The organism is Aliivibrio friggae (assembly GCF_057368515.1).
Genome location: NZ_CM170649.1, coordinates 1,339,178 through 1,364,340, shown reverse-complemented (window position 1 = coordinate 1,364,340; position 25,163 = coordinate 1,339,178). Strand labels below are relative to the sequence as shown.

Here is a 25,163-nt window from a genome sequence, read left to right as displayed (position 1 = left end):
AATTAGTTTAATCCTGTGATGTGGTCGAGATAAAATATTTGATCGAGTTAAAGTTTTAGTAAATATTTAATTGCTGTTTACTTATTCAGTAGCGTATTGTTGAGAATGTAAACGTTAACACTAACTTAAAGCTAAGGATAAAGTAAAATGGAAACAATTGCATACGGTGATTTCGCAAAATTAGATATTCGTGTTGGCAAAATCACAGACGTTAAACGTCATGAAAATGCAGACAAGCTTTACATTGTTCAAATTGATGTAGGTGAGCAGAGTCTTCAAACCGTCACAAGCCTTGTTCCTTATTACACAGAAGATGAACTAATGGGCAAACAAGTGGTTGTGTTGTGTAACTTAGCAAAAGCAAAAATGCGCGGTGAAACTTCCGAGTGTATGTTGCTGTGTGCAGAAACAGAAGATGAAAGCGAAAGCGTATTATTGACACCAGAACGCCTGATGCCTGCTGGAGTTAAAATCGTCTAATTGGTTTAATAACCAAAAACATAAGCCAAGTGTATCCTTCCCCAGATAGACTTGGTTTTTTTATGAATAGGATTTTAATCGCTTGTAATACCATATAAAAACAAGATAAATAGTGGATTAATAGGCCATACCTTCCTAAGTTAATTAATGATTATTTAATAAGATGAAAGGTTGGCTACATATGGATTTTAAGAATGGATCTTCAAAGGAAGTGAGATACCCCCCAAGTTATAATTTACTCTCTGTCACCAAACCAAGCAGTCACATTACTTATGCCAGTAAAGAGTTTTGTGAAGTGGCGGGCTACACGCAAGAAGAGTTGATAGGGCAGCCTCATAATATGGTAAGACACCCAGATATGCCTAAAGCAGCATTTGCGAATATGTGGGGATACTTACAAAATAATAATTCATGGATGGGATTGGTAAAAAATCGCTGTGCTAATGGCGACTATTATTGGGTTGATGCATTTGTTTCACCCATTTCAGAGAACGGACAAGTTATTGAATATCAATCTGTTCGAACTTGTCCTAAAAGAGAGTATGTTGATAATGCAGAAAAGATATACGCTCAACTGAACGCAGGAAAAACACCCCGTAAACTAAAGTTACCTAGAACCCGTTTGTGGCAACGTGCCGCTATCGCTCTTATAATTCCCGCTCTTTTTGCTTTTGGTCTTGAGCAATTTGTTCCTAATGCCGGCGTCCCATCATTATTCCTTTTAGCAATAACCTCTTTTTATATGATGACCCGTCGATTAGAAGCATTAAGTAAAGACGCTCGTGAGATCTTCAATAACCCATTAATGGAGCTTGTTTATAACAATAAAGTTGATGATATTTCAGAAATAGCGCTTGCGATGAAAATGTGTCATTCAGAAACTAACGCGGTTTCTGGGCGTATCCAAGATTCGAATGAGCAAGTGACTGCGGCAATGGAAGAGTCATTCCAAAATCTAGATACCATGTCAAATCAGCTTGATTCGCAATCAATGGAAGTAGAACAAGTTGCCGCTGCCATTAACGAAATGCATTCAACAGCGCATGAAGTAGCAAGAAATGCACAAAATACCGCATCAACAACTGATGAAGCGAAAGTGGCGGCAGAGGAGGGGATGGTAGAAGTGAAATCCACATTACATGCCATCGATGTGTTAGCAAATCAGTTAGATCAAACGTCCAATTCGGTTAGAGAGCTTGAAGCAAACACTAATACCATTGAAAGTGTACTAACGATAATTCAAGGAGTTGCAGAGCAAACTAATCTCTTAGCCCTTAATGCTGCGATTGAAGCTGCTCGTGCTGGCGAACAAGGCCGTGGATTTGCTGTGGTGGCAGATGAAGTTCGTCAACTTGCTAAGAAAAGTCATGATTCAACCACAGAAATTCAAGCGGTTATTAACCTAATTCGTACAGGAACGAGTGCGGTTGTGGAGTCAATGGGGGAGGGAGAGAAGCTTTCCGCGGATTGTATTGAAAGTGCGAAGATTTCAGCGGATAAATTGGAACAGCTGTTGACTGAAATTACTGATATATCTGATCAAAACTCTCAAATAGCCACGGCCGTTGAAGAGATGAGTAACGTATCAGAAGACATGAATAATAACGTTCAATCCATTAGTCAATCGACTCAAGAATTATCGAGTTCAACGGCGTCCTTAGTTCAAGAAAGTCAGGCTGATAATGGAGGTTTGATGGATAATTTACTTTCTCAAAGTAAGCTAGCAGAGCAATTTAGGCACACTGGCTAGTGGGATAAAATAAAGTTTTTCTACAATATCAATACAAAGCATTGTCATTTCTAATCTTATTGGTCTTTTGTATTGGGGTTATCAATATAAATTGAAATATAGTGCTTTGATTCACACTTTTCTATCTTCAAGAAAGGTTGTTGTTAACTTGCTGTTAAATCTTACTGTATGGTTGGTTAAATAATAAATCGACTTCATAAACTAAAAAGGATTTTATATGCAAGGTATTGTTGATTTTCTCAATGGCATAATTTGGAGCCCAGTATTGATTTATCTCTGCTTGGGTTCTGGTTTGTTTTATTCTATACAAACTCGATTTGTTCAAATTCGTCACTTTAAAGAAATGTGTCGTCTGTTGTTATCAAACAAAGAATCAAGTAAAGGGATCAGCTCATTCCAAGCATTAGCAGTATCACTGTCTGGCCGTGTTGGTACGGGTAATATTGCAGGGGTTGCGGCGGCTATCGGTTTTGGTGGCCCAGGGGCGATATTCTGGATGTGGGTTGTGGCCTTCTTAGGTGCAGCAACGGCTTACGCGGAATCAACGTTAGCACAAATCTATAAAGAAGAAGACGAAGGCCAGTTCCGTGGTGGTCCGGCTTACTATATTGAAAAAGCGATGGGCCAAAAATGGTATGCGTGGATCTTTGCCATTGCGACTATTTTTGCTTGTGGTGTGTTACTTCCGGGTGTGCAATCAAATAGTATCGGTAATGCAGTTGAAACGGCGTTTGGTACTGGCGGCATGATTGATACAGGTATTGGTGTTTTCAGTTTTGCTAAAATCTTTACTGGTGCGGCTATCTCTGTCATCCTTGGGTTTATCATCTTTGGTGGTGTTAAGCGTATTGCGCACTTTACTCAAATTGTTGTGCCGTTCATGGCATTAGCATATATCATTCTTGCATTCGTTATCATCCTTCTTAACATTTCAGAAGTACCAACTATCTTTGCTATGATCATCGGTGATGCATTTACACCTATGGCAGGCTTTGGTGCTGCGATTGGTTGGGGTGTAAAACGTGGTGTTTACTCAAACGAAGCGGGTCAGGGTACGGGTCCTCATGCGGCAGCTGCAGCAAATGTTGATCATCCTGCGCAACAAGGTTTAGTTCAATCGTTCTCTATCTACATTGATACGTTACTGGTTTGTTCAGCTACCGCGTTTATGATCCTTATCACTGGTACATATAATGTTCAGGGTGGTGGTGAAGGCGTATTTTTAGTTCAAAATATTTCTGAGACGATTGGTGCTAATGGCCCAATGTTCACTCAAATGGCGATTGAAAGCACACTGCCGGGCATTGGTAAAATCTTCATTGCTTTTGCACTGTTCTTCTTTGCATTTACGACTATTCTTGCTTACTACTACATTGCAGAAACAAACATCGCTTATATCCGTCGTACAGTTAAAATTGATGGCATGATGTTCATCCTTAAACTGGTGTTAATGGCTGCAGTATTTTACGGCACTATTAAAACGGCCAACCTTGCATGGGCAATGGGTGATATAGGCGTAGGCTTAATGGCATGGTTAAACATTATCGGTATTTTGATCATCTTCTTTATGTCTAAACCGGCACTAAAAGCACTAAAAGATTATGAAGATCAGCAAAAGCGTGGCGTAACAAACTACACGTTTGACCCAGTAAAACTTGGCATTAAAGGCGCAACCTACTGGGAAGGAAAGCTAGAGCGAAACAAAAACAAATCAAGAGAGAAATAGTAAGCTAGCTTGATAAATATAAGAAAATGCCATCCACTGTGATGGCGTTTTTTTTGATTTACAAAGGAAGTATAACGAAATAAGGCCGCATTCTGGTATGCTATATTGGAATGTTAGGAGTTATTAAAAAAGGGAAGGATATGAGAATTAAGCAAATTATAGTACTTATTATCTCTCATTTGTCAGTGGGGGCATTTGGGGTTGCTTTGGGGATTTATATGCTTCCTATTCTGATTGCGCCTGAAGCACCCACAGAATCTGAAGTAACAAGTTTATCTTCTCAAGCTCAATATTCAGCTATTTTCAAAAAAGATCTTAAAGACAGTGATTCCTTTCATTGGGGAGAAGGTCTGGTATCTATTGGTTCAAAGTTTATTACGTTAACGGGTAAACTTGCTCCAGGGCCGGATTATAAGCTTTATTTATCACCTGAGTTTGTTGAGACAGAGCTTGATTTTAATCGCTTGAAATCCAATATGGTTTTTGTTGGTAATGTTAAGACCTTTGAAAACTTTGCTGTTCCAGTACCACAAGATATCGAGTTATCTAATTATAATACTGTCATCGTATGGTGTGAGACATTCGGTGAATTTATTACAGCAGCTAAGTATCAATAGTTCTCTGGTTGAATTTAACAAATAACCTGTCAGATTTCACAGTTGGTAGAGTGCAGTTAAAGTAATAAGCTATGTTTGTTCCTCACTCTGTGTTTCTGCAGGCAGCTACTGCAGTTTGGGACTCAATTGTAGCATTGAGTCCCATTTTTTTTGGGGGAGTATATAGAATATTTTTCTTCAATATTGAACGTTTAGAGGATTTCCCATTATCAGGTCGCAGTGTCCCTGAACTTTCTCATTTAGACTATCGTGAAATTGTATTGCCACCATGTCGTATTTTTTACAAAATAACCAACGATGATATTGTATATATTCTTTATGTCATGAGGGAAGAGCGTGAGTTACGCCAATTTGTTCTCAATGATCGTGGTTTGCAGTAAGAGTGCATTTAACAAATAACTATGGTGTGAATCGCTAATTATTGCGTGGTAAACCTTAGATTCGTACGAACTATGCAGCCTCATTAATTACTAAATTATCAATAAATTAAACGCCAAGTAGACATTGTCTACTTGGCGTTTTTTTGTTGGATTTATGAAGGAAATGCAATGAAACGGAGTGTCGTTCTGGTATGCTGTGTAGCATAGATATATAAATCATTTTCTGGTTGTTGATAGGTTATATTCAGTTGTTTTTGTGGATATTAGGAAAGTGAGGGGGATATTTGGATATTAGCTGCTTCAAAGAAGGAATTTAGTATGCAAGGTGAGAAATGGCTCTCAGGTACGGAGCTTAAAGGTAAAACAGTCACATTGATCCCACTACAGTTAGAGCATGCATCAGATTTGATTGAAGCTGCTTCTGATGGTGAGCTTTGGAACTTGTGGTATACAAAAATACCAAATGAAGAGACTGTAAACGGTTATATTGAATTGGCTTTAAGCGAACAAGATGCTGGGCGTTCTTTGGCTTTTTCTGTCATTGATAATGAAACTCAAACCATTATCGGTACAACTCGTTTATGCCACGCTGATTGTGTGAATAAACGGGTAGAAATCGGTTATACGTGGTATGCCAAAAGCTACCAGAGAACATCAGTAAATACCGAATGTAAGTTCCTTCTTCTTTCTCATGCATTTGAAAATCTCTCAGCAATCGCAGTTGAGTTTAGAACTCATTGGCATAATCATGCTTCACGTAATGCAATAGCCCGTTTGGGCGCAAAGCAGGATGGTGTAATTAGAAATCATCAACAAATGGCCGATGGAAGCTATCGAGATACCGTTTTGTTTTCGATAATTAATAGTGAATGGTTGGCAGCAAAAGCTAGTTTGTTATTCAAACTGGAAAGGTGCAGCTAACAAAGAAATCAACATGATTTATTACACTCGGCAATCTCAGTTTACCGAGTGTTTATCGTTTTAGGCCGTCAATTTTAAGTATAATTGCATGGTGGAAAATGTGTTATAAAGGCGTTATATTTCCAAGTGGTTAACGGTTAATCGTAACAAAAGGTAACATAGGTTTGTTTTTTTTATTTTAAAATATAGAATTACCGAATCATTTATCACCAACAACTATGAGGAGTTTTACTATGAGTTCATTAGTTAGTCAAATATCCTCAATTTATTTCAATTATCTTCCTCAAGTTCAAGCTGTAGCAGTATATCTCCCCAATAAATAGTATTTTTAAAAGATAACTCAAAACATCAGGATTACTTTGAGTACTTTATCTTAATTTTACCCATTAAATTTTCTATTTGTTGATGGAGGACGTATGTCCTTTTTTATTATTTCTCAGATATTGGTAGGTTTAGCTGCATTATTTGATATCGCATCATTTCAGTTTACAAATCGTAAGATACTTTTATTGGCACTAAGTATTTCAGCGTTATTAATCGCTGCCCATTTTGCCTTACTAGAAGAGTGGACCGCTGCATGTTTACTTGTAATTGGTGCATCTCGTTACTTTGCAGGGATCTTTATATCGGATCCAAGAATGAAATGGTTGTTTTATTTTGTGACAGTACTAGGCACTATTTTAACGTTCAATGGCATCACAAGTGTACTAAGTTGTATTGCTTCGTTATTTCATACTGAAGCCTCATTCATGCGTAACGATAAACTTATGCGCTGGCTAATGGTTTTTGGGACAGTAGTTTGGGGGGCTCATGACATCATTGTTGGTTCGCCAGTGGCAGTGTTAATAGACATTTTATTTATAATAAGTAGTGCTATTGGTTATTATCGCATTTATATAAAGAACATGGTGGATAATAGGGAAATAATAAAGTAGATCTTATAAAGATAACAAAATGCATCAACACGATTTTCTATATTCGCCGTTGTAGGTTTGTCTTTAGTTTCAGCGATTAAGGCAGTAAAAATCAGATAAGTTTGCATAGTAGAAATCGTGTAATGCAGGCGTTATGTGCATTTTAGGATAGACTCTAGCCTTTAAGGTTAATAATTAAAGGCTAGAAATATTAAATGGTTACTATTAGCTAGGGTTCTCTTCTAGAATTTTACAAGCTTTAGTCACCGCATCATCAAGATTCGCTAATCTTCCAGCGCTAACTGGGCCTAAGACGCTTGAATATAAAGTAAACTTCTTATCAAAAGGTAAGTTTAATTGGTCGTACAGTTTCTGCCTAATTTCAGCGTACTGGTTAGGTTCTGCATTTGTTAAGTTCGTTAAAGTGTCATAGATGAGTGATGTTGTATCCATTAATTTATCTCCGTTTTGGTCACCTAATATTATCGCTAGTATAGGAATAATATTTACAGATACCCATCACACAATGATTAAAATCTTGCCCAAAATAACTAGTTAAAATTAAGGTAATGTGGCGAGTTCTTAAATGCTCAATTGTGATAATACACATAATAATTTTAAAAGCCGATTTACTACACTTACGCCTAAAATTGCCGAGTGTTTCTCTTTTCAGGGCGTAATTAAGCATAATCTATACAGCCGAAATCGTATTGTGTAGACGTAAACTGTTGCCGAAACTATTCAACTCATGTAAAACAGCTTCAGATTAAAATAGGAGTGTAATTTCATGAGTTTAGTAGTACGACAAGTAGAAATAAATGATGCTCAAGGTATCACCGATGTTCTTAATCCAATCATTATGGAAGGTTTGTATACTGTCTTAGATACGACATTTACCGTTGATGAAGAAAAAGAGTTTATTGCCCAGTTCCCAGAGCGCGGTGTATTCACTGTAGCAATTAACGAAGATGACTCTAAGGTTATTGGTTTTCAAAATATAGAGCCGTTCGCGTCATATACCAAAGCTTTTAACCATGTTGGTATTATTGGTACATTTGTTGGTAGTGATAGCAGAGGCCAAGGCGTATCTAAAAAGCTGTTTCAATCTACGTTTGAAGTTGCGAAAGCCAAAGGGTACGAAAAATTGTTTGCTTATGTTCGTGGTGACAATGAACGAGCATTGGCTGCTTATGTAAAACAAGGTTTTGAAGTGGTCGGCATTGCTAAAAAGCACGCAAAAGTCGGTGATATTTACGTTGATGAAACGCTAATAGAAAAGTTCTTATAAGTTCTATTGTTAATTAAAGAGGATCAAACATGAGATATTTAATATTGTGCCTGTCTTTTGTGATTTTTGGGTGCAGCAATCAAGTAGTTCTAAAACCTGATTTACAACAATCAGTCTCTGAAGCTACCCAAGAAAGTGAACCGGCATTCTCTACCGGATATGCAGATCTAAACGGTGATGGTTTAGAGGATGCCGTGGTTTTTCTTAAAGGAATGCAATGGTGTGGTTCTGGTGGTTGCACACTTATGATTTTCGAAAATCTGGGTGATAGCTATAAATTGATATCCAAATCATCCGTAACGAGTACTCCAATTAGTGTGGCTAAAACCGAAACTAATGGGTGGAAAGACTTAATCGTGTGGTCGCGTGGTTCAGGGTTGGTTTTAATGAAGTTTAACGGTCAACAATATCCTCGTAATCCTTCTTTAGAGCCTGCAGCTAGTGAGCCACAAATGTTAGAGGCACGTCTGATTTTAGAGTGATAATTAACAAAGTTATAATTAGGCTTTACAATCCTCGTTAATTCCTTTAGCTTAAGGACAATTATTTTTTCTAGAGTGTGTAAGTTATGTCTACAGGCATCAAACAACATCAAGCAGGTTTACTCACTGCTTCTAAGCGTAATGCTTATGCACTCGTCTCTGTCGTCGTTGTCATTTACTGATACTGACGATTTTTTTATTCGTCAGTTAGGCTGGCGGATAGATAAGACCCTTTCTTCATAATCTTCTAGCCAAATTGACACCCTGTTTTAATTTATAAAAGGTATGTCGTTTGAACAGAAGAGATCTTGCCGCTATCGGCTTTATGACATTTGCACTCTTTCTTGGTGCAGGTAACTTAATCTATCCACCCTTGATGGCACAACAAGCTGGCGATAATTGGCTTATTGCTATTGGTGGTTTTCTATTAACTGCTGTTGGTCTGCCTGCAATCACTTTGGTCGTATTAGGCCGTTTATCTTCTGCAGATAAGTTGACATCAGCCTTGCCAAAATGGATGGACCGTTCATTCTGGTTCTTGGTATTAACCACATTGGGACCTGCGTTTGTTTTGCCTCGTGCTGTTACCGTTGCTTATGAGATGGGCATTAAGCCTTTTTATTCAGGTAATGGGCTAATGGTATTCTCTGCGTTATTCTGTGCTCTAACGTTATGGTTGGCATTGAAGCCGGGTAAGTTAATTGATTACATTGGTAAAATCATGACACCAGCGTTGATCGCTATGTTAACGATATTAGTCGTAGCGGCATTGCTAAACCCATTAGGCTCTCCAAGCCAAGCTATTGAGATTTACGAGCAAGCACCTGCGGTAAATGGATTAATTCAAGGTTACATGACATTAGATGCAATCGCAGCGGTCGCCTTTGGTTGGGTTATAATTCAAACCATTCGTAGCAAAGGTGTTGAGAGTAAAAAAGCCATCTCTTACTACACATTACGCATTGCCGTTATTTACTCAGTATTGATGTCATTATGTTACTTAGCAATGGGCTATTTAGGTTCAACATCGTCTGAAATTGCACCAAGTGCCAGTAATGGTGGCGAGATCTTAACGCGTTATGCGGCAGGGGAGTTTGGGGTATTAGGTCAACTTCTATTGGCTGCAATTACCTTAATGGCGTGTTTAACCACTACAATAGGTCTAACCAATGCGAACTCTGAGTACTATAAAAATACTTATGGCATCACGTTTAAAGTGAGTGCTACCGTTATTATGGTATTAACGGCGATCATTTCAAACGTAGGGTTAGAGACGATCATTGAGGTGAGTTTGCCTGCCATTCTGATCTTATGTCCGATTGCTATTGCACTTATCATTGCGATGATCTTGATGCCAGAGAAAACAAGCACAGACAAGCCTGCGATTTCAATGAGCCACACCACGGTAGTATGTATCGCCGCTCTGTTTGGTACGATTGATGCGCTGCATATTCTGGATAAATTACCAGAGGGCATGAACGCGTTTTGTGAGCAATGGTTACCCTTGTATGCATCTCATACTTCTTGGTTGCTTCCTGTATTTATTACTATCTTTGTTAATAAAGCCTTCAGTAAAGCAATGCCAAAGCGTGTGGCGATAAATAATTAGTCCCTATAAATAACTCTTGTTGTAAAATAAAATGCCAGTCAGATTAATTGACTGGCATTAGTTAGGTATAAGGTTGTTTTTTATAGTTTATAGAACTGCATTAACAGTATTGTTTACTATATCTATAGATTGAGTGATCTCATGACCTAATGCTGAAGGGTACCAAACTTCAACCCAAATCTTATTAACATGGTTAGGAAGCATTACTGTCGTTTTAAGCTCTGTTTGATCATTCATTGGTGTCAAAATAAATTGGGATGTGTAATCTACAGCGCCTTCATTGAATTCACTATAGAGAGACATAAACCCTCGATCACTTTGAGAATTTGCAACAGAAAGGGTGATGGAAACTTCTCGTTCTGTTGCAAAATTAAAGCCTTCAGGTATCGATAACTCACTTGTTCTTATCCCATCGTTAGTATCAGGTGTTGCGCTTGAGGATGGAGCCGTAGAACCTGGGGAAGAAGAACTAGATCCAGAATCACTACAAGCAGTAATAAAAACTAGGGCTACAATGCTCAGTAATAAATTAATTCTTTTCATAAATCCTCCGTGTTAGTCAGCAGTTGACCAAGTTTCGCTAGCATTAGGGTTAAGGTACCAAGTTGGTTTATCAATACCACCTGAAGTTGCCCATTCTGCAAAATCGGGATAAGCATAACCAACATCAATGTACTCTGAAGGGTGATTCCAAGGTGATGAAATCAAGATCCCCCACGGTAGATTACCTGTCGTACGGTAATATTTACTAGCTGCAGGATCTGAATCATCCTGAGCGATACCGTAGAAACTGCTGACCAGAGTTCCTCGTGTAGTTGGAGGAAATCCTGCTGTATGAATTTCTAGATCTTTACCTGGTGCGGTAGAGAAACTATCACCATGATACAGCCCATAGCCAGCTGCAAAGATGAATGGGTCTGCACCATTTAATGGTAATAATGAACTAACGCTTGGCTCACTACCATCATTGAAAGGCAGAGAGATACTAAAGGTCATTTGTTCAGATTCTAATGAAGCACTGCAATACGGATTGGTGCGGTGAAATTTACACTCTTCATTAATAATGATGTCATCGCGTAAATTTAGTGATGCTACAACAATAAGATCTCCACCTGGAGAGGCAACACTTTTATCCTCACCTGTAAACGGTGAAATATTCGCTCGAGTTACTCCATTTTTTTCTAAGCGAGCTAATGGAAGATTAATATCAGATTCGGAGAAACCATTAAGTTTCCAACCTAATCCATTACCATAAGATGCACCGTATGCCATGATGGTACCAGTAAGATCAAATCGTAATACTTCACTATCTTTACTTACAATGGTAGTTCGGTAATAAACAACCACATCATTTAAGTCGAAATCACCAATTTCAGGCCAATTATCCTCAAATGCTGCAGTGTAATAACCTGAATGCTGAATTGTTGTTCCTGGATCCGTTACGTTAAATACATAATCTTCGACTTCCCCATCACCAACATAGCCAGAGCTTGGTATGTTAGGATTACTTGATAAGCGGAAACGTGTTTGAACAGAACCAATAATGGCGCTATCACTGACTCGGATAGGAACCACTTGTACACCACTAACAACTGGGTGATTTGTTAAAATTTGTTCACCCTCATCAAATGTTCCATTCATATCCCAGTCAGCCCATGCTTGTAAATAACCACTACCAGTAACATTTACATTAATTAGAGTATCAAGTCCTTTTTCTAAGCTAGTTAAAATGGTAATACCGTCATCATCATTACCATCAACATCAAGGTCATCACCATTTGATGCGATACCTGGTTGACCATCGGTATCAGCATCAATACTGCTACCTAGATATACGTTACTGGTCATTGCATGTTCAGCACCATTATTTGATTTAAGTGTGTTGTAGCTATCTGGAGCATCACCAAAATCAGATTCATCAGAACTTCCAATTGGTGGCGTAAAATCATCAATGTCCCAGTTACCATCAAAAGCAGAGAAAATTGGGTTTGGTAAAGGGCTGTTACTCGCGGTAACGGTTTCAAATTGAAGCGTAACAATAGACGTATTTTTATAAGTAAACTTTACTGCACCCGATGTATCAGTTTCATTGTAGTTTGTTCCAGGACCTGTAAATAAAACAGAAAGTCCATCAGGACTTTCTTCTGCTGTGAGGCTAGCTCCTAGAGAACCTGTTTGGTAGCTATAGAAACCTTCGTTTTTGTATACACGGACTTGCTCTGATTGAACGGGCTCACCATCTATATCGTAGCCAATCATTTCAAACTCAGGGATAGTGTAGGGGATTGAAAATGTGCCAGATAGCCCATCGGTTCCATCGTAAAATTCAAAAGTATAAATAAGACCTGCTGGGCCGGGTGAGTTAGTTTGATAAAGGAAACCTATATCGCCACTAGGTTGTGTTGAACCTTCTTTATAGTTCGGGGTATGGTATAAAAAGGTTGCGTCACCAATGATTCGACTACTTATTTTTGCATCAATAGTTTTACCATTGTGGATACCGACATTGAGAAAATGCATTACTGGGCCATCGTAAGAGGGACCGAAACTGTTAATTAGATTAGTGGACTCTATATGATTAGAAAAATCCAAATCTACAGTGGTCGCGTAGATGGGCGCGCTTGCTAAAGTAAACGCGATAAGAGAAAAAAGCTGTTTATATTTCATAATAAGCCTCTTCGATTATTTGAATGAGGAAATACCCTCAATACAATGAATAGATACATTGACTTGAAATTATTCGGTAAATAAAAACAACTAGAATTTGTTACTAAGCAAGCTCAACTGACTTTATAGTAAAGCAATGCTACGGATAGTATTTGTTAATTCATTTAGCGTACCGTTTCCTTCAAGTAAGTATCATCACGCAATATGTATACCAAAAAGTGTTTAATGGATGAGATTCGAATTTGTAAATGAATAAATCTAATACTATCAGTCGGTTGGGTGGTAAATGGTTTTAAGTGGGTATGTTGTTTATTTGCAATAATAAAGAATGAATAGGCGATAATTTCATAATAGGAATCAATTTGCTAAGTGAAATGCAATTTATAAATATTACGATTTAATTTAATAATAATGATTTTTAGCAATAAATTGGCTCTTGTGTATTGATAGAGAGCAGCCATAATAGCTGCTCTTTTTTTGTTTTTAGAATAGGGCTATTTGATCATGTTGCCGTTAATTTATCATCCAATTTACTCGCAATTAGATCTTCCTGAAGGGCATCGCTATCCTATTCAAAAATATCAGCGTTTATATCAAGCGATTCAATCCCATTATTCAAATGCATCTCTCTGTTATTTTGAGCCAACTGCACTCACGGTCGATGCGATTAAACAAGTGCATGATAAAGACTATATTGATGCGTTAGTCTCTGGAACGTTACCTGCAGCTAAAATGCGACGCATTGGTTTTCCGTGGAGTGAGTCGTTAATTCAAAGAACATTAACCTCGACGGCAGGAACCTGTTTAACCGTAGATAAGGCGTTAGAGTATGGATCTGCGGTGCATTTAAGTGGTGGTTATCATCATGCTCATTACGATTTTGGTAGTGGTTTTTGTTTGGTGAATGATTTAGCGATGGCAGCCCATCATGCATTACAGCAAGAGGGGATCGATAAAGTATTAATTATTGATAGTGATGTGCATCATGGTGATGGTACTGCAACGTTGTGTGCGGATCGCGACGACATTATTACGCTCTCTTTTCATTGCGATAAAAACTTCCCTGCCCGTAAACCTACCTCTGATTACGATGTACCATTATCAATAGGCACTCAAGACCGTGAGTTCTTAGAAGCGTTTCATCAGGTTGTTGAAATGGCAGTGAATCATCATCAACCTGATCTTATTATTTATGATGCAGGGGTAGATATTCACATTGATGATGAGCTAGGTTATTTGGATGTATCAACTGAAGGTTTATATCAACGAGATCTTTGGATGAGATCGTTTACCAAACAAAAAGGCATTCCTATTGCCTGCGTGGTTGGTGGAGGATATCGAAGTAACCATCAAGATTTGGTTGAACCTCATTTGCAGCTAATTCGAGCCTTTTTGGATTGTATGTAAAGTTCGATTACTTCGTTTTATGTGACTTAAGTAGTGCCTCACCATTATACATTGCTTCTTTAGTGCTGATATCTAGAGTGCGTTTGCCTGCAAATCTAAGCGGTTCTTTGATTGCCACATCATGAGCAAAGATAACCAATTTAGCATTTTTAATATCTAATGGGGTAATGCGGTTATTAATGCCATCTGCCCCTTGAGTCTCTACTTTTATTTTAATGCCTAATCGTTGTGCGGCTTTTTCTAAACTCTTGGCAGCAAGGAAGGTATGAGCAACTCCTGATGGGCAGGCTGTCACCGCTAATACATCCGCTTCGCCTTCATTTTTTACGGCAGTTAAGATAAGTTCACGGAGCTCTTTATCCTCATTTTCTACGGCATTTTTCTTTAATGAAATAACAATGAGAGCAGTGGTTAATGCACCCAGTAGCGTACCAACCACATAACCAAATTTCCCATCAACAACCGGTAATACAATCCAGCCACCCCACGGCGCATGATTTAATACGTTAAACAAAAATCCAGTTACGTTGCCAACAATACCACCGGCAACAATGGCTGGAATAACACGAGCAGGGTCGGCAGATGCAAATGGAATTGCGCCCTCAGTGATCCCAATTATTCCCATAATGCCTGCCGCTTTACCTGCTTCACGTTCTTCTCGCTTGAATTTTTTAGGGGATAAGAAGGTCGCTAACGCCATGCCTAATGGTGGAGTACAAATCGCAATGCCGACACCACCCATTAACCAAGGTTGCGTATTCACTTGAGTTTGAGCAAATAGGGTAGCGACTTTATTGATTGGGCCTCCCATATCAAAGGCCGCCATTGCACCAAGAATTGCGCCTAAAACCACTTTTCCTGAACCTGCCATACTTGCAAGCCACTCATTTAGCAGCGTCATGGTATTAGCGATTGGTGCGCCAATTACCCACATGACAGCAGCGCAAGTGATGAAGGTACCGATAAGCGGGTAGATAAAAATTGAGCCGAGGGAGGTCATGCTTTCTGGTAGCTTAATTTGCTTTAATGTACGAACGACAAACCCTGCAAAAAAACCAATGATGATCGCCCCTAAAAATCCCGTGTTGTATTGCTGAACAGCTATCCAAGAACCAATCATTCCTGGAGCTAATCCCGGTTTATCAGCAATGGAATAAGCGATATAGCCACCAAGCACCACGGTAAATAAGGTTAATCCGGCAATGCCCATTTGCGCAATATCAGCCAAGATTCCTTCTGTGGGTACGGCGCCATGGCCTGAGATCATGACAGATAAAGAGAGTAAAACCCCACCAGCAACAATAAAGGGGATCATGTGTGAGGTGCCAAAGAGTAGGTGTTCTTTAGCGCGACCTAAACCACGAGAGAGTTCACTTTTTTCAGCTTGTGGTTCAGTTATGGTCGTTGAAGTCAGTGCTTCTTCTGGTTGAATTGAATCAGTAAATAAGGCTAAAGCTTCTTCTTTATTTTGTACGGCTTTTAATTTGTCGGTAAAGCCGTCTTCAATTAATCGAATGGATATTTGTGACAATGCTTCTATGTGTTGATTGTCGTCACCATCTGTTGATGCAAGCATAAAAAAGACATCAGACGGAAGCCCATCTTCGGCACCATAATCAATACCTGTGCGGCTAATACCAATAGCGACAGAGGGCGTAATGACAGCGGTACTTTTGGCGTGAGGGATCGCAATACCGTCTTCAAAACCTGTATTCCCTATCTCTTCTCGCGCCCAAACATCAGAGAGAAATTGTTGTTTATTCGATAGTTTTCCTGCATCGTTTAATATATTAACCATCTCTTCAAGAATGCTTTCTTTAGACGTCGATTTGAGGTCCAAACAAATAACATTAGTGTCAATAAGAGAGGTGATATTCATAGCGATTCCATTTTCTATCGGTAATTTGTTAATCATGTTAGTGGATCTTTGAGTTTTAATAACTGGATAAAAAAGACATTTACTGGATTATTGTACCCTCTGTGGCAAAGTGTGAGTTTGCTCCTTATTAATTGATGCTAAAGCACTTTATGATAAATGAGAGAGAAATAGCCAGTGTATTGTTATTCAAATTAGTATCTTGTGAATACATTGAGTTATTTGAATTTTTACCAGTTAAGAGTAAATCATGAAAATTGTGGCAGTAACAGCGTGTCCAACCGGAATTGCACACACTTACATGGCAGCAGATGTGCTTAAAAAGGCGGCTGCAAAATTGGGAGTGTCAATCAAAGTGGAAACTCAAGGCGCAATGGGTGTTGAAGAAGTTCTCACACCTGTTGATATTGTGAATGCAGATCTTGTTATCATCGCATCGGATATCGAAATTGAAAATAAAAGTCGTTTTTTAGGCATTAATACTAAGCAATACAGTATTGAATCCATACTGACTGATGTAGACACTATTTTGAGAAAACACCTTTCATAATGGTATCGACAATTATCGATTATCGCATTACCTTCTTTGTAAAAGAGCAAGGCTTGCCACCTCAAGTGGCGAGTCAGCTCACTCGACTTGCTAAAAAGTTTAAGAGCCTTGTTTATATTGATAATATTACTCAAAACCTCAGTAGTGATGCAGCAAGTCCACTCGGTTTACTAAAAGTAGGATTGAGGCCGGGAGATTTTTGCCAATTAGTGACGGTAGGAATGGATGCGGAGTGGGCTAACTTTGTTCTGACTGACTTACTTGCTTCCACCTTTGATTTTGTTGCTTCGGATAAACTGTGTGATTTCTCAGAAACTATTGTTAATACCCGTCCGCAATTAACCCCTAACTGCGAAGTTGATTTTCATTACGTTAAAGCGCAAGCCGTTTTATCTAAATTCGAGATTTTAAAAGGCTTGTCACAGCTGATTTACCCACAAGAGTCTGATGAATTGTTGTTGTCTTTGATAAAGCGAGAAGAACGCTCATCAACGGCAATGGCAAAACAAATCGCTTTACCTCATGTTATTTCTCCTTATGTTGAGAAGCCGACCATAGCGATTATTCGTAGTGATTACTCTGTGGATTGGGCATCAAAAATGGGGGAGGTAAACTTGATTATTGCCTTAGTTTTACCTGAGAAGCCAAGCAAACCTATGATACTCGCTGCGACTTATTTAACTCGTAATATGTTGTCTGAGGAGTTTAGCCAACGTTTGGTAAATACAAGACAACCAAAAGGGTTGCAGGCGTTGATTCTATACGCCATGTGCCAGTTGTTATAAGTAAAAAAGCTGACTCAACAACAATGCTAAGTCAGCTTATTTCTATCTTTATATCTAAGCGTTAGTTATACGCTCTTGCCACTTTCCCACTTGATTTTAATGTGTATTGATGTGCGTAAGCAGGAACAAAAATAGAATGCCCTTTAGGTACATTGACCGTTTCACCTGTTGAGTGATGTAACGTCATGTCACCATCAATAGCAAATAAAATCTCTGCACTGTGCGTTTCTAGTGGTAAATCATCAACCGATGCAAATACTGAGAATTTAAAATCGCTCACAGGGATAGGGTAATTCATCCCTCCATTAATAATGTTAGGTTGCATAATCAAGGAGTCTGCTGGAATGCTTACAAACTCTGTGCAATCCATAAGCTCATCAATATCCATGAATTTTGGGGTTAACCCTGCGCGCAGCACATTGTCTGAGTTCGCCATTATCTCTAGCCCAGTTCCATTAATGTAAGCATGAGGCGTACACGCATTTAAGTACATGGCTTCACCCGGCTGCAGAGTAATGACATTAAGAATTAATGGAGTAAATAAGCCTATGTCATTTGGGTACTGAATTGATAAATCATCAATTAAAGCAAATAGTTCACTCTGTTTATTATTACTGGCGAAGTGACCTAACTCTGCTAATGCTGACTCTTTTGCCTCATCAGTTAATGACAGAATCGCTTTAAAGAAACATTTTAGGCCTTGTGAGTTTGGCTGTTGTTCAAAACGTGTGATGATTTCTTCAAGAGAAGGCAGAGCCATCTGGTTAAATAGGTTGATGATCTCGTTGTATTCTCTAAAACCATTCATCGCTTTGTAAGGTGTTAATGCGTATACCAATTCTGGTTTGTGGTTGCTGTCTTTATAATTACGATTAAAGGCATTAAGCGCAACGCCTGATAGTTCTTCTTTATCGTAGCCTGCCATCGCTTGTTGTTTATTAGGATGAACTTGAATTGATAATGCTTTTTCTGCCGCTAATACTTTGAATAAATATGGTAACTCACCAAAGTGGTCTGCCGTTAACGAAGATAAATAGGCGGTTTGATCTTGATTGATTAGCTCAGACAATAAGGTTGGTTGCCCATTAATGGTAACGGTAGAGCAGCCATTTGGGTGAGCGCCCATCCATAATTCAGCTTGTGGCTTATTGCTGGTGTTTTTTATATCAAATAGAGCTTCGATAGAGGTGAAGCTTCCCCATGCATAATCTTGAATTACATTGGTCATTGGGTAAAAGAATTGTTGAGTTGATTTATTCATAATGCACTCGATGTCATCAATGGAAAACTTCTCCAGTGCGTTTCAAATCTTGTTTTACTGAATCAAGAGAGAAAACACTGGAGAAAGAGAAGGTTAAGCTGCCGCTACAGAAAACGATTTAGCTTGGCGAGCTTTTTTAATAGAAACACAAACCAATGCGGTTACGGTTGCGCCCGCTGCCATACAAGCCAGTGCTAATACCGGTTTATTCATTGCACCAAGTAGAGCAACAACAGGACCGCCGTGAGCAACGCTGTTTGTTATGCCAAATGAGAACGCCATTACTGCGGCAACCATAGAACCAAGGATGTTGGCAGGGATAACTGAGATAGGATCTTGCGCTGCAAATGGAATGGCACCTTCAGAGATTCCCACCAGACCCATGGCACCAGAGGCTTTACCTGCTTCAATTTCAGACTCTTCAAAGATGTTGAACTTGCGACCAATAACCGTTGCTAGTGACATACCTAGTGGAGCGACAGGGATTGCACACGCCATCGCACCCATGAATTGAGTTTGACCACTCGCAATCATGCCGACAGAGAATAGGAAGGCGACTTTATTGAATGGACCACCCATATCAAAGCCTGCCATGCCACCAAGAACGATACCAAGTAGAACAACGTTACCTGTGCTCATGTTGGTTAGTAGTACGTTTAGTGAATCCATTAAATCGGCAATCGGTGCACCAATAACAAAAATGAATAATGACGCGATGAATAGTGAACCTGTAATAGGTGCAATAACGATAGGCACAAGAGGCTGAATGAACTTGTGGTAGTTGATGTTGGCAATAAACTTAACAAAGTAGCCAACAAGTAAACCCGCAATGATAGCGCCAATAAAACCAGTGCCAGCTTCAGCGCCATAGAAAGAACCGTTATTTGCAATCCAACCACCAATAAGGCCAGGAGCAAGCGCAGGGCGATCAGCAATCGCGTAGGCAATGTAACCCGCAAGAATTGGGATCATTAAGGTAAAAGCGACAACACCAACATCGAGCACTTTATTCCATAAGCTACCCGGTGGAATCGCCATGCCACTTTCAGTTGGTTGACCACCCAGAGCAAGCGCCAGTGCGATTAATAAACCGCCAGTCACAACAAATGGGATCATGTGTGATACGCCATTCATTAGGTAGCGATAAATATCTGAGCGGGTTTGAGACGAACTGCCTTTGTTATCTGAGCTTGATTTAGTTGTATCAGCAACAAAAGGAGGTTGTGTAAGAGATTGAGTAATTAAGCCTTTTGCATCTTTAATCGGTGCTTTAACGTTGGTTTGGATTAGTTTTTTACCTGCGAAGCGAGTCAGATCTACTTGTTTGTCACACGCGACAATAATTGCTTCCGCCTTTTCAATTTCTTCTGCGGTAGGGCTGTTTTTAACGCCAATAGAGCCGTTAGTTTCTACCTTGATGGTGTAGCCTAATTCTGCCGCGCCTTTTTCTAGTGCTTCAGAGGCTAAGTAAGTGTGGGCAATTCCTGCTGGACAGCCCGTGACGCCAATCAAAAAGCCATTGGTTGCTTCAACTGTGTTGGTGTTTTCTGTTTTTTCAAGTAACAGTGCTAACGCCATTTTTGGTGAGGTTGACGCTAAGAATTTTTCAATAAATCCATCTTCAATGAGTTTACAAGAAAGTTCAGCCAGTACTTCAATGTGATGATCTGCACCGTTTTCAGGGGAGGCAATCATAAAGAATAATTTAGATGGTAGCCCATCTTCAGCGCCATATTCGATACCTTGCTTGCTGATACCAATCATGACTGCAGGGGAGATAACCGCCGAGCTTTTCGCATGTGGCAGTGCGACGCCTTCTTCAAAGCCTGTATTTCCTAATTCTTCTCTTGCGTAGATATCATTAAGAAATACCTGTTTGTCATTGATTCGACCTTGTTGCAGAAGATGCTCCGCCATTTCAGAAAAAACGTCGTCTTTGGTTTTTGCTGCAAGATCTAAGCAAATTAGCTGTTCGTTGATTAAGTCAGTAATCATAAGTTATTCCCATTTGGATGGATGTCTTGTGTGGGAATAGTGTGATTCTGATGAGATAGATTGGTAAGTGTGCGAGAAATGCATTTACTGGATTTTTGTATCCTCTAAAGCCAAGTGTGATTCAGCTCTGATTTTTATAAACCCAAAAAGCTATAATGCACAAGTCAAAAAAGTACTTAATAAATAATGACTTAGATTGTTGTTTTTATGTAATTATTGATGGGTTATTTATCAATAACATCCTGATTTTGATGGGGTTGGTGGATAAAAGTGTGGTTAATTTTAGTACAGAGATGAACATGGGTTTAGTATTTAATACTGTTTTAGAGGCGCTACTGTCAGAAAGAGAAAGCTTTAATCAGATCTGGTTTGCAGGCGATAAAGTGACGCCTCCCTCATGTTGTTACCAAGTTAACTTTCCCCGTTTAGAGCTAGTGATTAGCGGTGAGTACCTAAATCAGATCGAAGATCCAGACATTGGGATTACTGAAGTTAAAATCATGGCGGGAGACGCACTCTATATCCCACCAAACTGCTGGAATAAACCCAATTGGAGTGAGGATTGTTCTGTACTGAGCTTACTTTTTGGTCGCAGACAAGTGGGGTTCAGTTTAGTGAGTAAGCGTAAGGGCGAAGAGGGTTTCTATGATGTGCAAAAGTACAGTATTCAAACTCGAACTGGCCATGCGATTGATAATATTTTAGAAGCGCTAAATGCTCTCGCTCGTGAACCTAATAAAAACCAGATTGATGAGTATCTACTTTTGGCATTGTTGAGTTATAGCAAAACAATGTTAGGTGAGCCAAATGATGTCATCTCTCCTAAAAAGCGCAGTGAAGATCTTTATCAAGGGATATGCATTTATATCCAAGAAAACTTCCATCGCAGTATTGATAGAAATAATATCGCTAGTCGTTTTAATATTTCGCCAAACCATTTGTCTCGTATGTTTAGGCAGCAAGGGCATATGACGCTAGCAGATTATATTACTTGGGTGCGCATTGAACGTGCAAAATTCATGTTGAAGAAATATACCTTCCGTTTAACTGAAGTCGCTACGCGTTGTGGTTTTCAAGACGTGAATTATTTTTATCGAGTATTTAAAAAGAAGACCAGTTATACCCCGTCAGACTATCGAACCATGGTTAAAATATAGTTTTTATTAATGCCTAAATAATAAAGCCAAATGAAAGCCCTATCGTAAAGATCATATTCAGTATTTCTTCTAAATAGCCATGTTGAATGACACATATTTAACGTGGTTTCCCCCTCTTATTGTTAAAAATTTCTCCACCATATTTTTGTGATCTATCACTATTAAAGTCAGTCTTTTATTGGTTTTGATTTTAAGTTGTTGTTATTAATCGCTTTGTGATTTGTTTTTCTATGTGTTCTATCCTTTCTACCTTTTTTGAACACATAATTGTTACTGTCATCACACTTTGATTTTGCGGGTACAAAAGTCCAGTAAATGCTTTAAATGTCAACTTACCAAGAGTCACTTTAATTCATATTATTCCCTCATCAACTTAATGCAGTTTGAATTAAGTAAAAATTCTTATTAAGGGAAACACCATGATCACTACATTAGTAAATACCAATTTAATTAAACTTAACTTAGAAGCGACAACGAAAGATGGCGTATTTTCTGAGTTAGCTGAAATGTTATTAAATAATAACCGTATCGATAATAAAGAAAACTTTTTAGCGGGTATTTATGAGCGTGAAGCGCAGTGTGTGACTTCTGATATGGGTATTGCTTACCCTCATACAAAAAATGCCGCGGTTATTGAACCAGCTATTGCGATTGGCGTATCAAAAACGGCGATTGAATACGGTGCTGATGATGACCAACCAACCGTATTTTTTATGATTGCCTCACCAGAAAACGGCGATCACCACATTTATGCACTACAAGCGTTATTTGAAAAATTCGGTGATGACCTAATTGCAGATATGCAAAAAGCGACGACCGAGCAAGACATTTTAGATTTACTGATTAATTAATACCAATCGTAGTAAATAACTGGTCATCCTAGCTGGTTAAAAGACTTGATAACTGCGTTAGAGTTTTTGATTGTAGAATAACTACTTATCGAAAAATTCTGCCTTGTTTTCAAGCCTTTTTCCTTCGCTATTTCTGAACACTTACTTACTGTGATTGGCATAACTTTTAGTTTTACTCACTTTAGGATTACTTTTATGTCAACGATGACTGCAACAACTCAACCATCTGGTGATTGGAAACAAACGCTATCCAAATTAAAAGGACACTTGCTTTTTGGTACATCTCACATGCTTCCGTTCGTGGTTGCTGGTGGGGTACTTTTAGCTCTAGCAGTAATGGCTACGGGTAAAGGTGCAGTTCCTGATACGGGTATTCTAGCGGATATTTCAACTATCGCGATTAAAGGTCTTGTACTTTTCCCAATCATTTTGGGTGGCTTTATTGGTTATTCTATTGCGGATAAACCAGCGTTAGCACCTGCATTTATTGCATCGGGCATTATGGCTGATCTAGGTGGTGGCTTCCTTGGTTGTATCGTTGCTGGTTTCATTGCTGGCGGTGTGGTTCTTCAACTTAAGAGACTGCCTATCCCTGCACATTTAAGCGCACTAGGCGTTTACTTTATCTATCCTCTTGTTGGTACACTAGTTTCTGCGGGTATCGTAATGTGGGGCTTAGGTGCAGCTATCTCTTCTTTCATGATTGCGATGAATGAATTCCTAGCGTCAATGGCGGGTTCTTCTAAAGCGGTTCTAGGTGCGATTCTTGGTGGTATGACGGCGTTTGATATGGGTGGCCCAATCAACAAAGTAGCAACACTATTCGCTCAAACACAAGTAAATACACAACCATGGCTAATGGGTGGCGTTGGTATCGCGATTTGTACTCCACCACTAGGTATGGCACTTGCAACATTCATGTTTAAGAAGAAATTCTCTAAAGAAGAGCAAGAAGCAGGTAAAGCAGCGGCAATCATGGGCTCAATTGGTATCTCTGAAGGGGCTATCCCGTTCGCAGCAAATGACCCAATGCGTGTTCTTCCATCTATCGTAATTGGCGGCATGGTTGGCTGTGTGTTTGGTTTCATGACTGATGTATTACTTCATGCACCTTGGGGCGGTTTAATTACAGCACCTGTATCTAGCAACATCCCAATGTATGTTGTAGGTATTGCACTAGGTTCATTAACGACGGCGCTAATTGTAGGCTTCTGGAAACCAGTAGTTGTAGAAGATGAAACAGCAGTAGCAACACCAGTACAAGCTCAAGCGGCACCAGTTGCTGGCGAAGGTGAGTATGATGTTCTAGCGGTTACTTGTTGTCCTTCAGGTGTAGCGCACACGTTCATGGCAGCAAAAGCACTAGAGAAAGCAGGCGCAGCAGCAGGCATCAAGATTAAAGTTGAGACTCAAGGGTCTAACGGCTTAGTGAACAAACTGACAGCAAAAGACGTAGCGAACGCTAAGTTCATTATCCTTGCTCATGATATTCCAGTAAAAGAATCAGATCGTTTTGCTAACATTCGTCAAGTTGAATGTTCAACAAAAGAAGCGATGAAAAATGCATTAACACTTCTTCAGGGTTAATAGCAAAAAGCAGAAGAGATTAACTACCTTTTTTGAATGAAAATCTCCTAATCAAAAGCCTCTTGATCCCCCAAGAGGCTTTTTTATTTCTAATAAATCAGATTAATTGTTGTGCGCCAACTTTTTCATTCTTATGCCGAGAAACACAAAACTTACGCCTTCCATGATGAGAGAGACACCAACAAACGTACCTAATAATGATAATGAAAACTCAGGGTTATCAAGTAGGAAGAAGAAGTATCCTCCAATAGCGACAGAGAGTAATCCACTCAAGATAACCATACCACTACCAGGAAGGTTCTTATTGGTAAACCCAAAAATCATACGGGTTAGACCATTAAAGATCATCACAACCACCATGATTGTTGTGATTGTCATAAGGCCTTCTAGTGGGTTAAAGAGAATAAATAAACCACCAACAATATAAAATAAGGCACTTAACACATACCATATTTTTTCTTTCCAAGAATGAATACGGAAAGTATGGTAAACCTGAACCAACCCTGTGATTAATAATAGGGTACCGATGATCGTCGAAATCGTCACACCAGCCATAACAGGTAGGCTAGTTGCTCCTAACCCTGCAAGCGCGACAATGACGCCAACAATAATAAAATATTTCCAACCTTTGGAAATTAGAGCCTGACTTGGAGTTTGATTTTCCATTTTAACCTCTGAGTTAAATGTAAGAGACCTCGAGATTGTAGTCCTAAAAATTAGATTTAACTTAAAGCAATCTAAGTTTTCAAAAATTGTGATCATGCGCGTGTTTTAATCTATTTGTGCAAGGAAACTACCGTTCTAGCTCGTTAATATTTTTATCTCTGATTTTTTGGCTTGAGAGTATCTATACTGAAAAT

Annotated in this window: 23 protein-coding genes; 16 read left to right on the top strand and 7 right to left on the bottom strand. The window is 39.1% G+C overall.

The window, feature by feature from the left end:
• The first annotated feature begins 147 nt into the window (after positions 1 to 147).
• The 7 genes from AC2INI_RS19580 to AC2INI_RS19550 all read left to right on the top strand — a co-directional run bounded on the left by AC2INI_RS19580 (position 148) and on the right by AC2INI_RS19550 (position 6,809).
• A complete protein-coding gene (locus tag AC2INI_RS19580) occupies positions 148 to 480 on the top strand; it encodes a tRNA-binding protein (RefSeq protein WP_122031999.1) in 333 nt (110 codons plus the stop codon).
• A gap of 181 nt (positions 481 to 661) precedes the next feature.
• A complete protein-coding gene (locus AC2INI_RS19575; protein ID WP_486306104.1) occupies positions 662 to 2,230 on the top strand; it encodes a methyl-accepting chemotaxis protein in 1,569 nt (522 codons plus the stop codon).
• A gap of 217 nt (positions 2,231 to 2,447) precedes the next feature.
• Positions 2,448 to 3,956: an alanine/glycine:cation symporter family protein gene (locus AC2INI_RS19570; protein ID WP_486306103.1), complete on the top strand. Its 1,509-nt coding sequence runs from the start codon at positions 2,448 to 2,450 to the stop codon at positions 3,954 to 3,956.
• A 140-nt stretch (positions 3,957 to 4,096) separates the two neighbouring features.
• Positions 4,097 to 4,573 carry a DM13 domain-containing protein gene (locus tag AC2INI_RS19565; protein WP_486306102.1) on the top strand — a complete coding sequence of 159 codons (477 nt, stop codon included), beginning with the start codon at positions 4,097 to 4,099 and terminating at the stop codon, positions 4,571 to 4,573.
• 71 nt (positions 4,574 to 4,644) lie between these two features.
• On the top strand, positions 4,645 to 4,953 hold the full coding sequence (locus AC2INI_RS19560) for a type II toxin-antitoxin system RelE/ParE family toxin (RefSeq protein ID WP_486306101.1): 309 nt from the start codon (positions 4,645 to 4,647) through the stop codon (positions 4,951 to 4,953).
• Positions 4,954 to 5,271: 318 nt separating this feature from the next.
• Positions 5,272 to 5,874 (top strand): GNAT family N-acetyltransferase, encoded by a 603-nt coding sequence (locus AC2INI_RS19555; RefSeq protein ID WP_122031995.1) that lies wholly within the window; start codon positions 5,272 to 5,274, stop codon positions 5,872 to 5,874.
• A 416-nt stretch (positions 5,875 to 6,290) separates the two neighbouring features.
• Positions 6,291 to 6,809 carry a YgjV family protein gene (locus AC2INI_RS19550; protein WP_122031994.1) on the top strand — a complete coding sequence of 173 codons (519 nt, stop codon included), beginning with the start codon at positions 6,291 to 6,293 and terminating at the stop codon, positions 6,807 to 6,809.
• Between the two features lie 204 nt (positions 6,810 to 7,013).
• Here AC2INI_RS19550 and AC2INI_RS19545 read toward each other — a convergent pair whose 3' ends face one another.
• Positions 7,014 to 7,241 (bottom strand): PAS factor family protein, encoded by a 228-nt coding sequence (locus AC2INI_RS19545; protein WP_122031993.1) that lies wholly within the window; start codon positions 7,239 to 7,241, stop codon positions 7,014 to 7,016.
• A 334-nt stretch (positions 7,242 to 7,575) separates the two neighbouring features.
• On the opposite strand from AC2INI_RS19545, the gene AC2INI_RS19540 reads away from it, so the two are divergent.
• From AC2INI_RS19540 to brnQ, 3 genes are all read left to right on the top strand, one after another.
• Positions 7,576 to 8,076 carry a GNAT family N-acetyltransferase gene (locus AC2INI_RS19540; RefSeq protein WP_486306100.1) on the top strand — a complete coding sequence of 167 codons (501 nt, stop codon included), beginning with the start codon at positions 7,576 to 7,578 and terminating at the stop codon, positions 8,074 to 8,076.
• A gap of 29 nt (positions 8,077 to 8,105) precedes the next feature.
• On the top strand, positions 8,106 to 8,558 hold the full coding sequence (locus AC2INI_RS19535; protein ID WP_486306099.1) for a hypothetical protein: 453 nt from the start codon (positions 8,106 to 8,108) through the stop codon (positions 8,556 to 8,558).
• A 292-nt stretch (positions 8,559 to 8,850) separates the two neighbouring features.
• Positions 8,851 to 10,167, top strand: a complete 1,317-nt coding sequence (gene brnQ, locus AC2INI_RS19530) for a branched-chain amino acid transport system II carrier protein (protein WP_486306098.1) — start codon at positions 8,851 to 8,853, stop codon at positions 10,165 to 10,167.
• Between the two features lie 87 nt (positions 10,168 to 10,254).
• Here brnQ and AC2INI_RS19525 read toward each other — a convergent pair whose 3' ends face one another.
• Together AC2INI_RS19525 and AC2INI_RS19520 are read right to left on the bottom strand one after the other, a co-directional pair.
• On the bottom strand, positions 10,255 to 10,710 hold the full coding sequence (locus tag AC2INI_RS19525) for a hypothetical protein (protein ID WP_122031989.1): 456 nt from the start codon (positions 10,708 to 10,710) through the stop codon (positions 10,255 to 10,257).
• A 12-nt stretch (positions 10,711 to 10,722) separates the two neighbouring features.
• Positions 10,723 to 12,834 carry an LruC domain-containing protein gene (locus AC2INI_RS19520; RefSeq protein ID WP_122031988.1) on the bottom strand — a complete coding sequence of 704 codons (2,112 nt, stop codon included), beginning with the start codon at positions 12,832 to 12,834 and terminating at the stop codon, positions 10,723 to 10,725.
• A gap of 504 nt (positions 12,835 to 13,338) precedes the next feature.
• Here AC2INI_RS19520 and AC2INI_RS19515 point away from each other — a divergent pair.
• Positions 13,339 to 14,241 carry a histone deacetylase family protein gene (locus tag AC2INI_RS19515; protein ID WP_486306097.1) on the top strand — a complete coding sequence of 301 codons (903 nt, stop codon included), beginning with the start codon at positions 13,339 to 13,341 and terminating at the stop codon, positions 14,239 to 14,241.
• Between the two features lie 7 nt (positions 14,242 to 14,248).
• Here AC2INI_RS19515 and AC2INI_RS19510 read toward each other — a convergent pair whose 3' ends face one another.
• Positions 14,249 to 16,120, bottom strand: a complete 1,872-nt coding sequence (locus AC2INI_RS19510) for a fructose-specific PTS transporter subunit EIIC (RefSeq protein ID WP_486306096.1) — start codon at positions 16,118 to 16,120, stop codon at positions 14,249 to 14,251.
• A 247-nt stretch (positions 16,121 to 16,367) separates the two neighbouring features.
• Between AC2INI_RS19510 and AC2INI_RS19505 the strand changes: the two genes are divergently transcribed.
• Positions 16,368 to 16,667, top strand: a complete 300-nt coding sequence (locus AC2INI_RS19505) for a PTS fructose transporter subunit IIB (protein ID WP_122031986.1) — start codon at positions 16,368 to 16,370, stop codon at positions 16,665 to 16,667.
• Entirely contained in the window at positions 16,667 to 17,452 is a 786-nt protein-coding gene (locus AC2INI_RS19500; protein ID WP_045103700.1) for a PTS sugar transporter subunit IIA, read from the top strand. Before AC2INI_RS19505 ends, AC2INI_RS19500 begins: the two co-directional genes overlap by 1 nt.
• A gap of 61 nt (positions 17,453 to 17,513) precedes the next feature.
• Here AC2INI_RS19500 and manA read toward each other — a convergent pair whose 3' ends face one another.
• Both manA and AC2INI_RS19490 read right to left on the bottom strand, forming a co-directional pair.
• Entirely contained in the window at positions 17,514 to 18,713 is a 1,200-nt protein-coding gene (manA, locus tag AC2INI_RS19495; RefSeq protein WP_486306095.1) for a mannose-6-phosphate isomerase, class I, read from the bottom strand.
• Positions 18,714 to 18,806: 93 nt separating this feature from the next.
• Positions 18,807 to 20,708: a PTS fructose transporter subunit IIABC gene (locus AC2INI_RS19490; protein WP_122031984.1), complete on the bottom strand. Its 1,902-nt coding sequence runs from the start codon at positions 20,706 to 20,708 to the stop codon at positions 18,807 to 18,809.
• 299 nt (positions 20,709 to 21,007) lie between these two features.
• Between AC2INI_RS19490 and AC2INI_RS19485 the strand changes: the two genes are divergently transcribed.
• From AC2INI_RS19485 to AC2INI_RS19475, 3 genes are all read left to right on the top strand, one after another.
• Positions 21,008 to 21,865 (top strand): helix-turn-helix transcriptional regulator, encoded by an 858-nt coding sequence (locus AC2INI_RS19485; RefSeq protein ID WP_045103703.1) that lies wholly within the window; start codon positions 21,008 to 21,010, stop codon positions 21,863 to 21,865.
• Between the two features lie 419 nt (positions 21,866 to 22,284).
• Positions 22,285 to 22,716 carry a PTS sugar transporter subunit IIA gene (locus tag AC2INI_RS19480; protein WP_486306094.1) on the top strand — a complete coding sequence of 144 codons (432 nt, stop codon included), beginning with the start codon at positions 22,285 to 22,287 and terminating at the stop codon, positions 22,714 to 22,716.
• Between the two features lie 195 nt (positions 22,717 to 22,911).
• Positions 22,912 to 24,303, top strand: a complete 1,392-nt coding sequence (locus tag AC2INI_RS19475; RefSeq protein WP_122031982.1) for a PTS fructose transporter subunit IIBC — start codon at positions 22,912 to 22,914, stop codon at positions 24,301 to 24,303.
• Between the two features lie 102 nt (positions 24,304 to 24,405).
• Here AC2INI_RS19475 and AC2INI_RS19470 read toward each other — a convergent pair whose 3' ends face one another.
• Complete coding sequence (locus tag AC2INI_RS19470) at positions 24,406 to 24,969, bottom strand: HdeD family acid-resistance protein (protein ID WP_486306093.1); 564 nt, start codon at positions 24,967 to 24,969, stop codon at positions 24,406 to 24,408.
• Between the last annotated feature and the right edge of the window lie 194 nt (positions 24,970 to 25,163).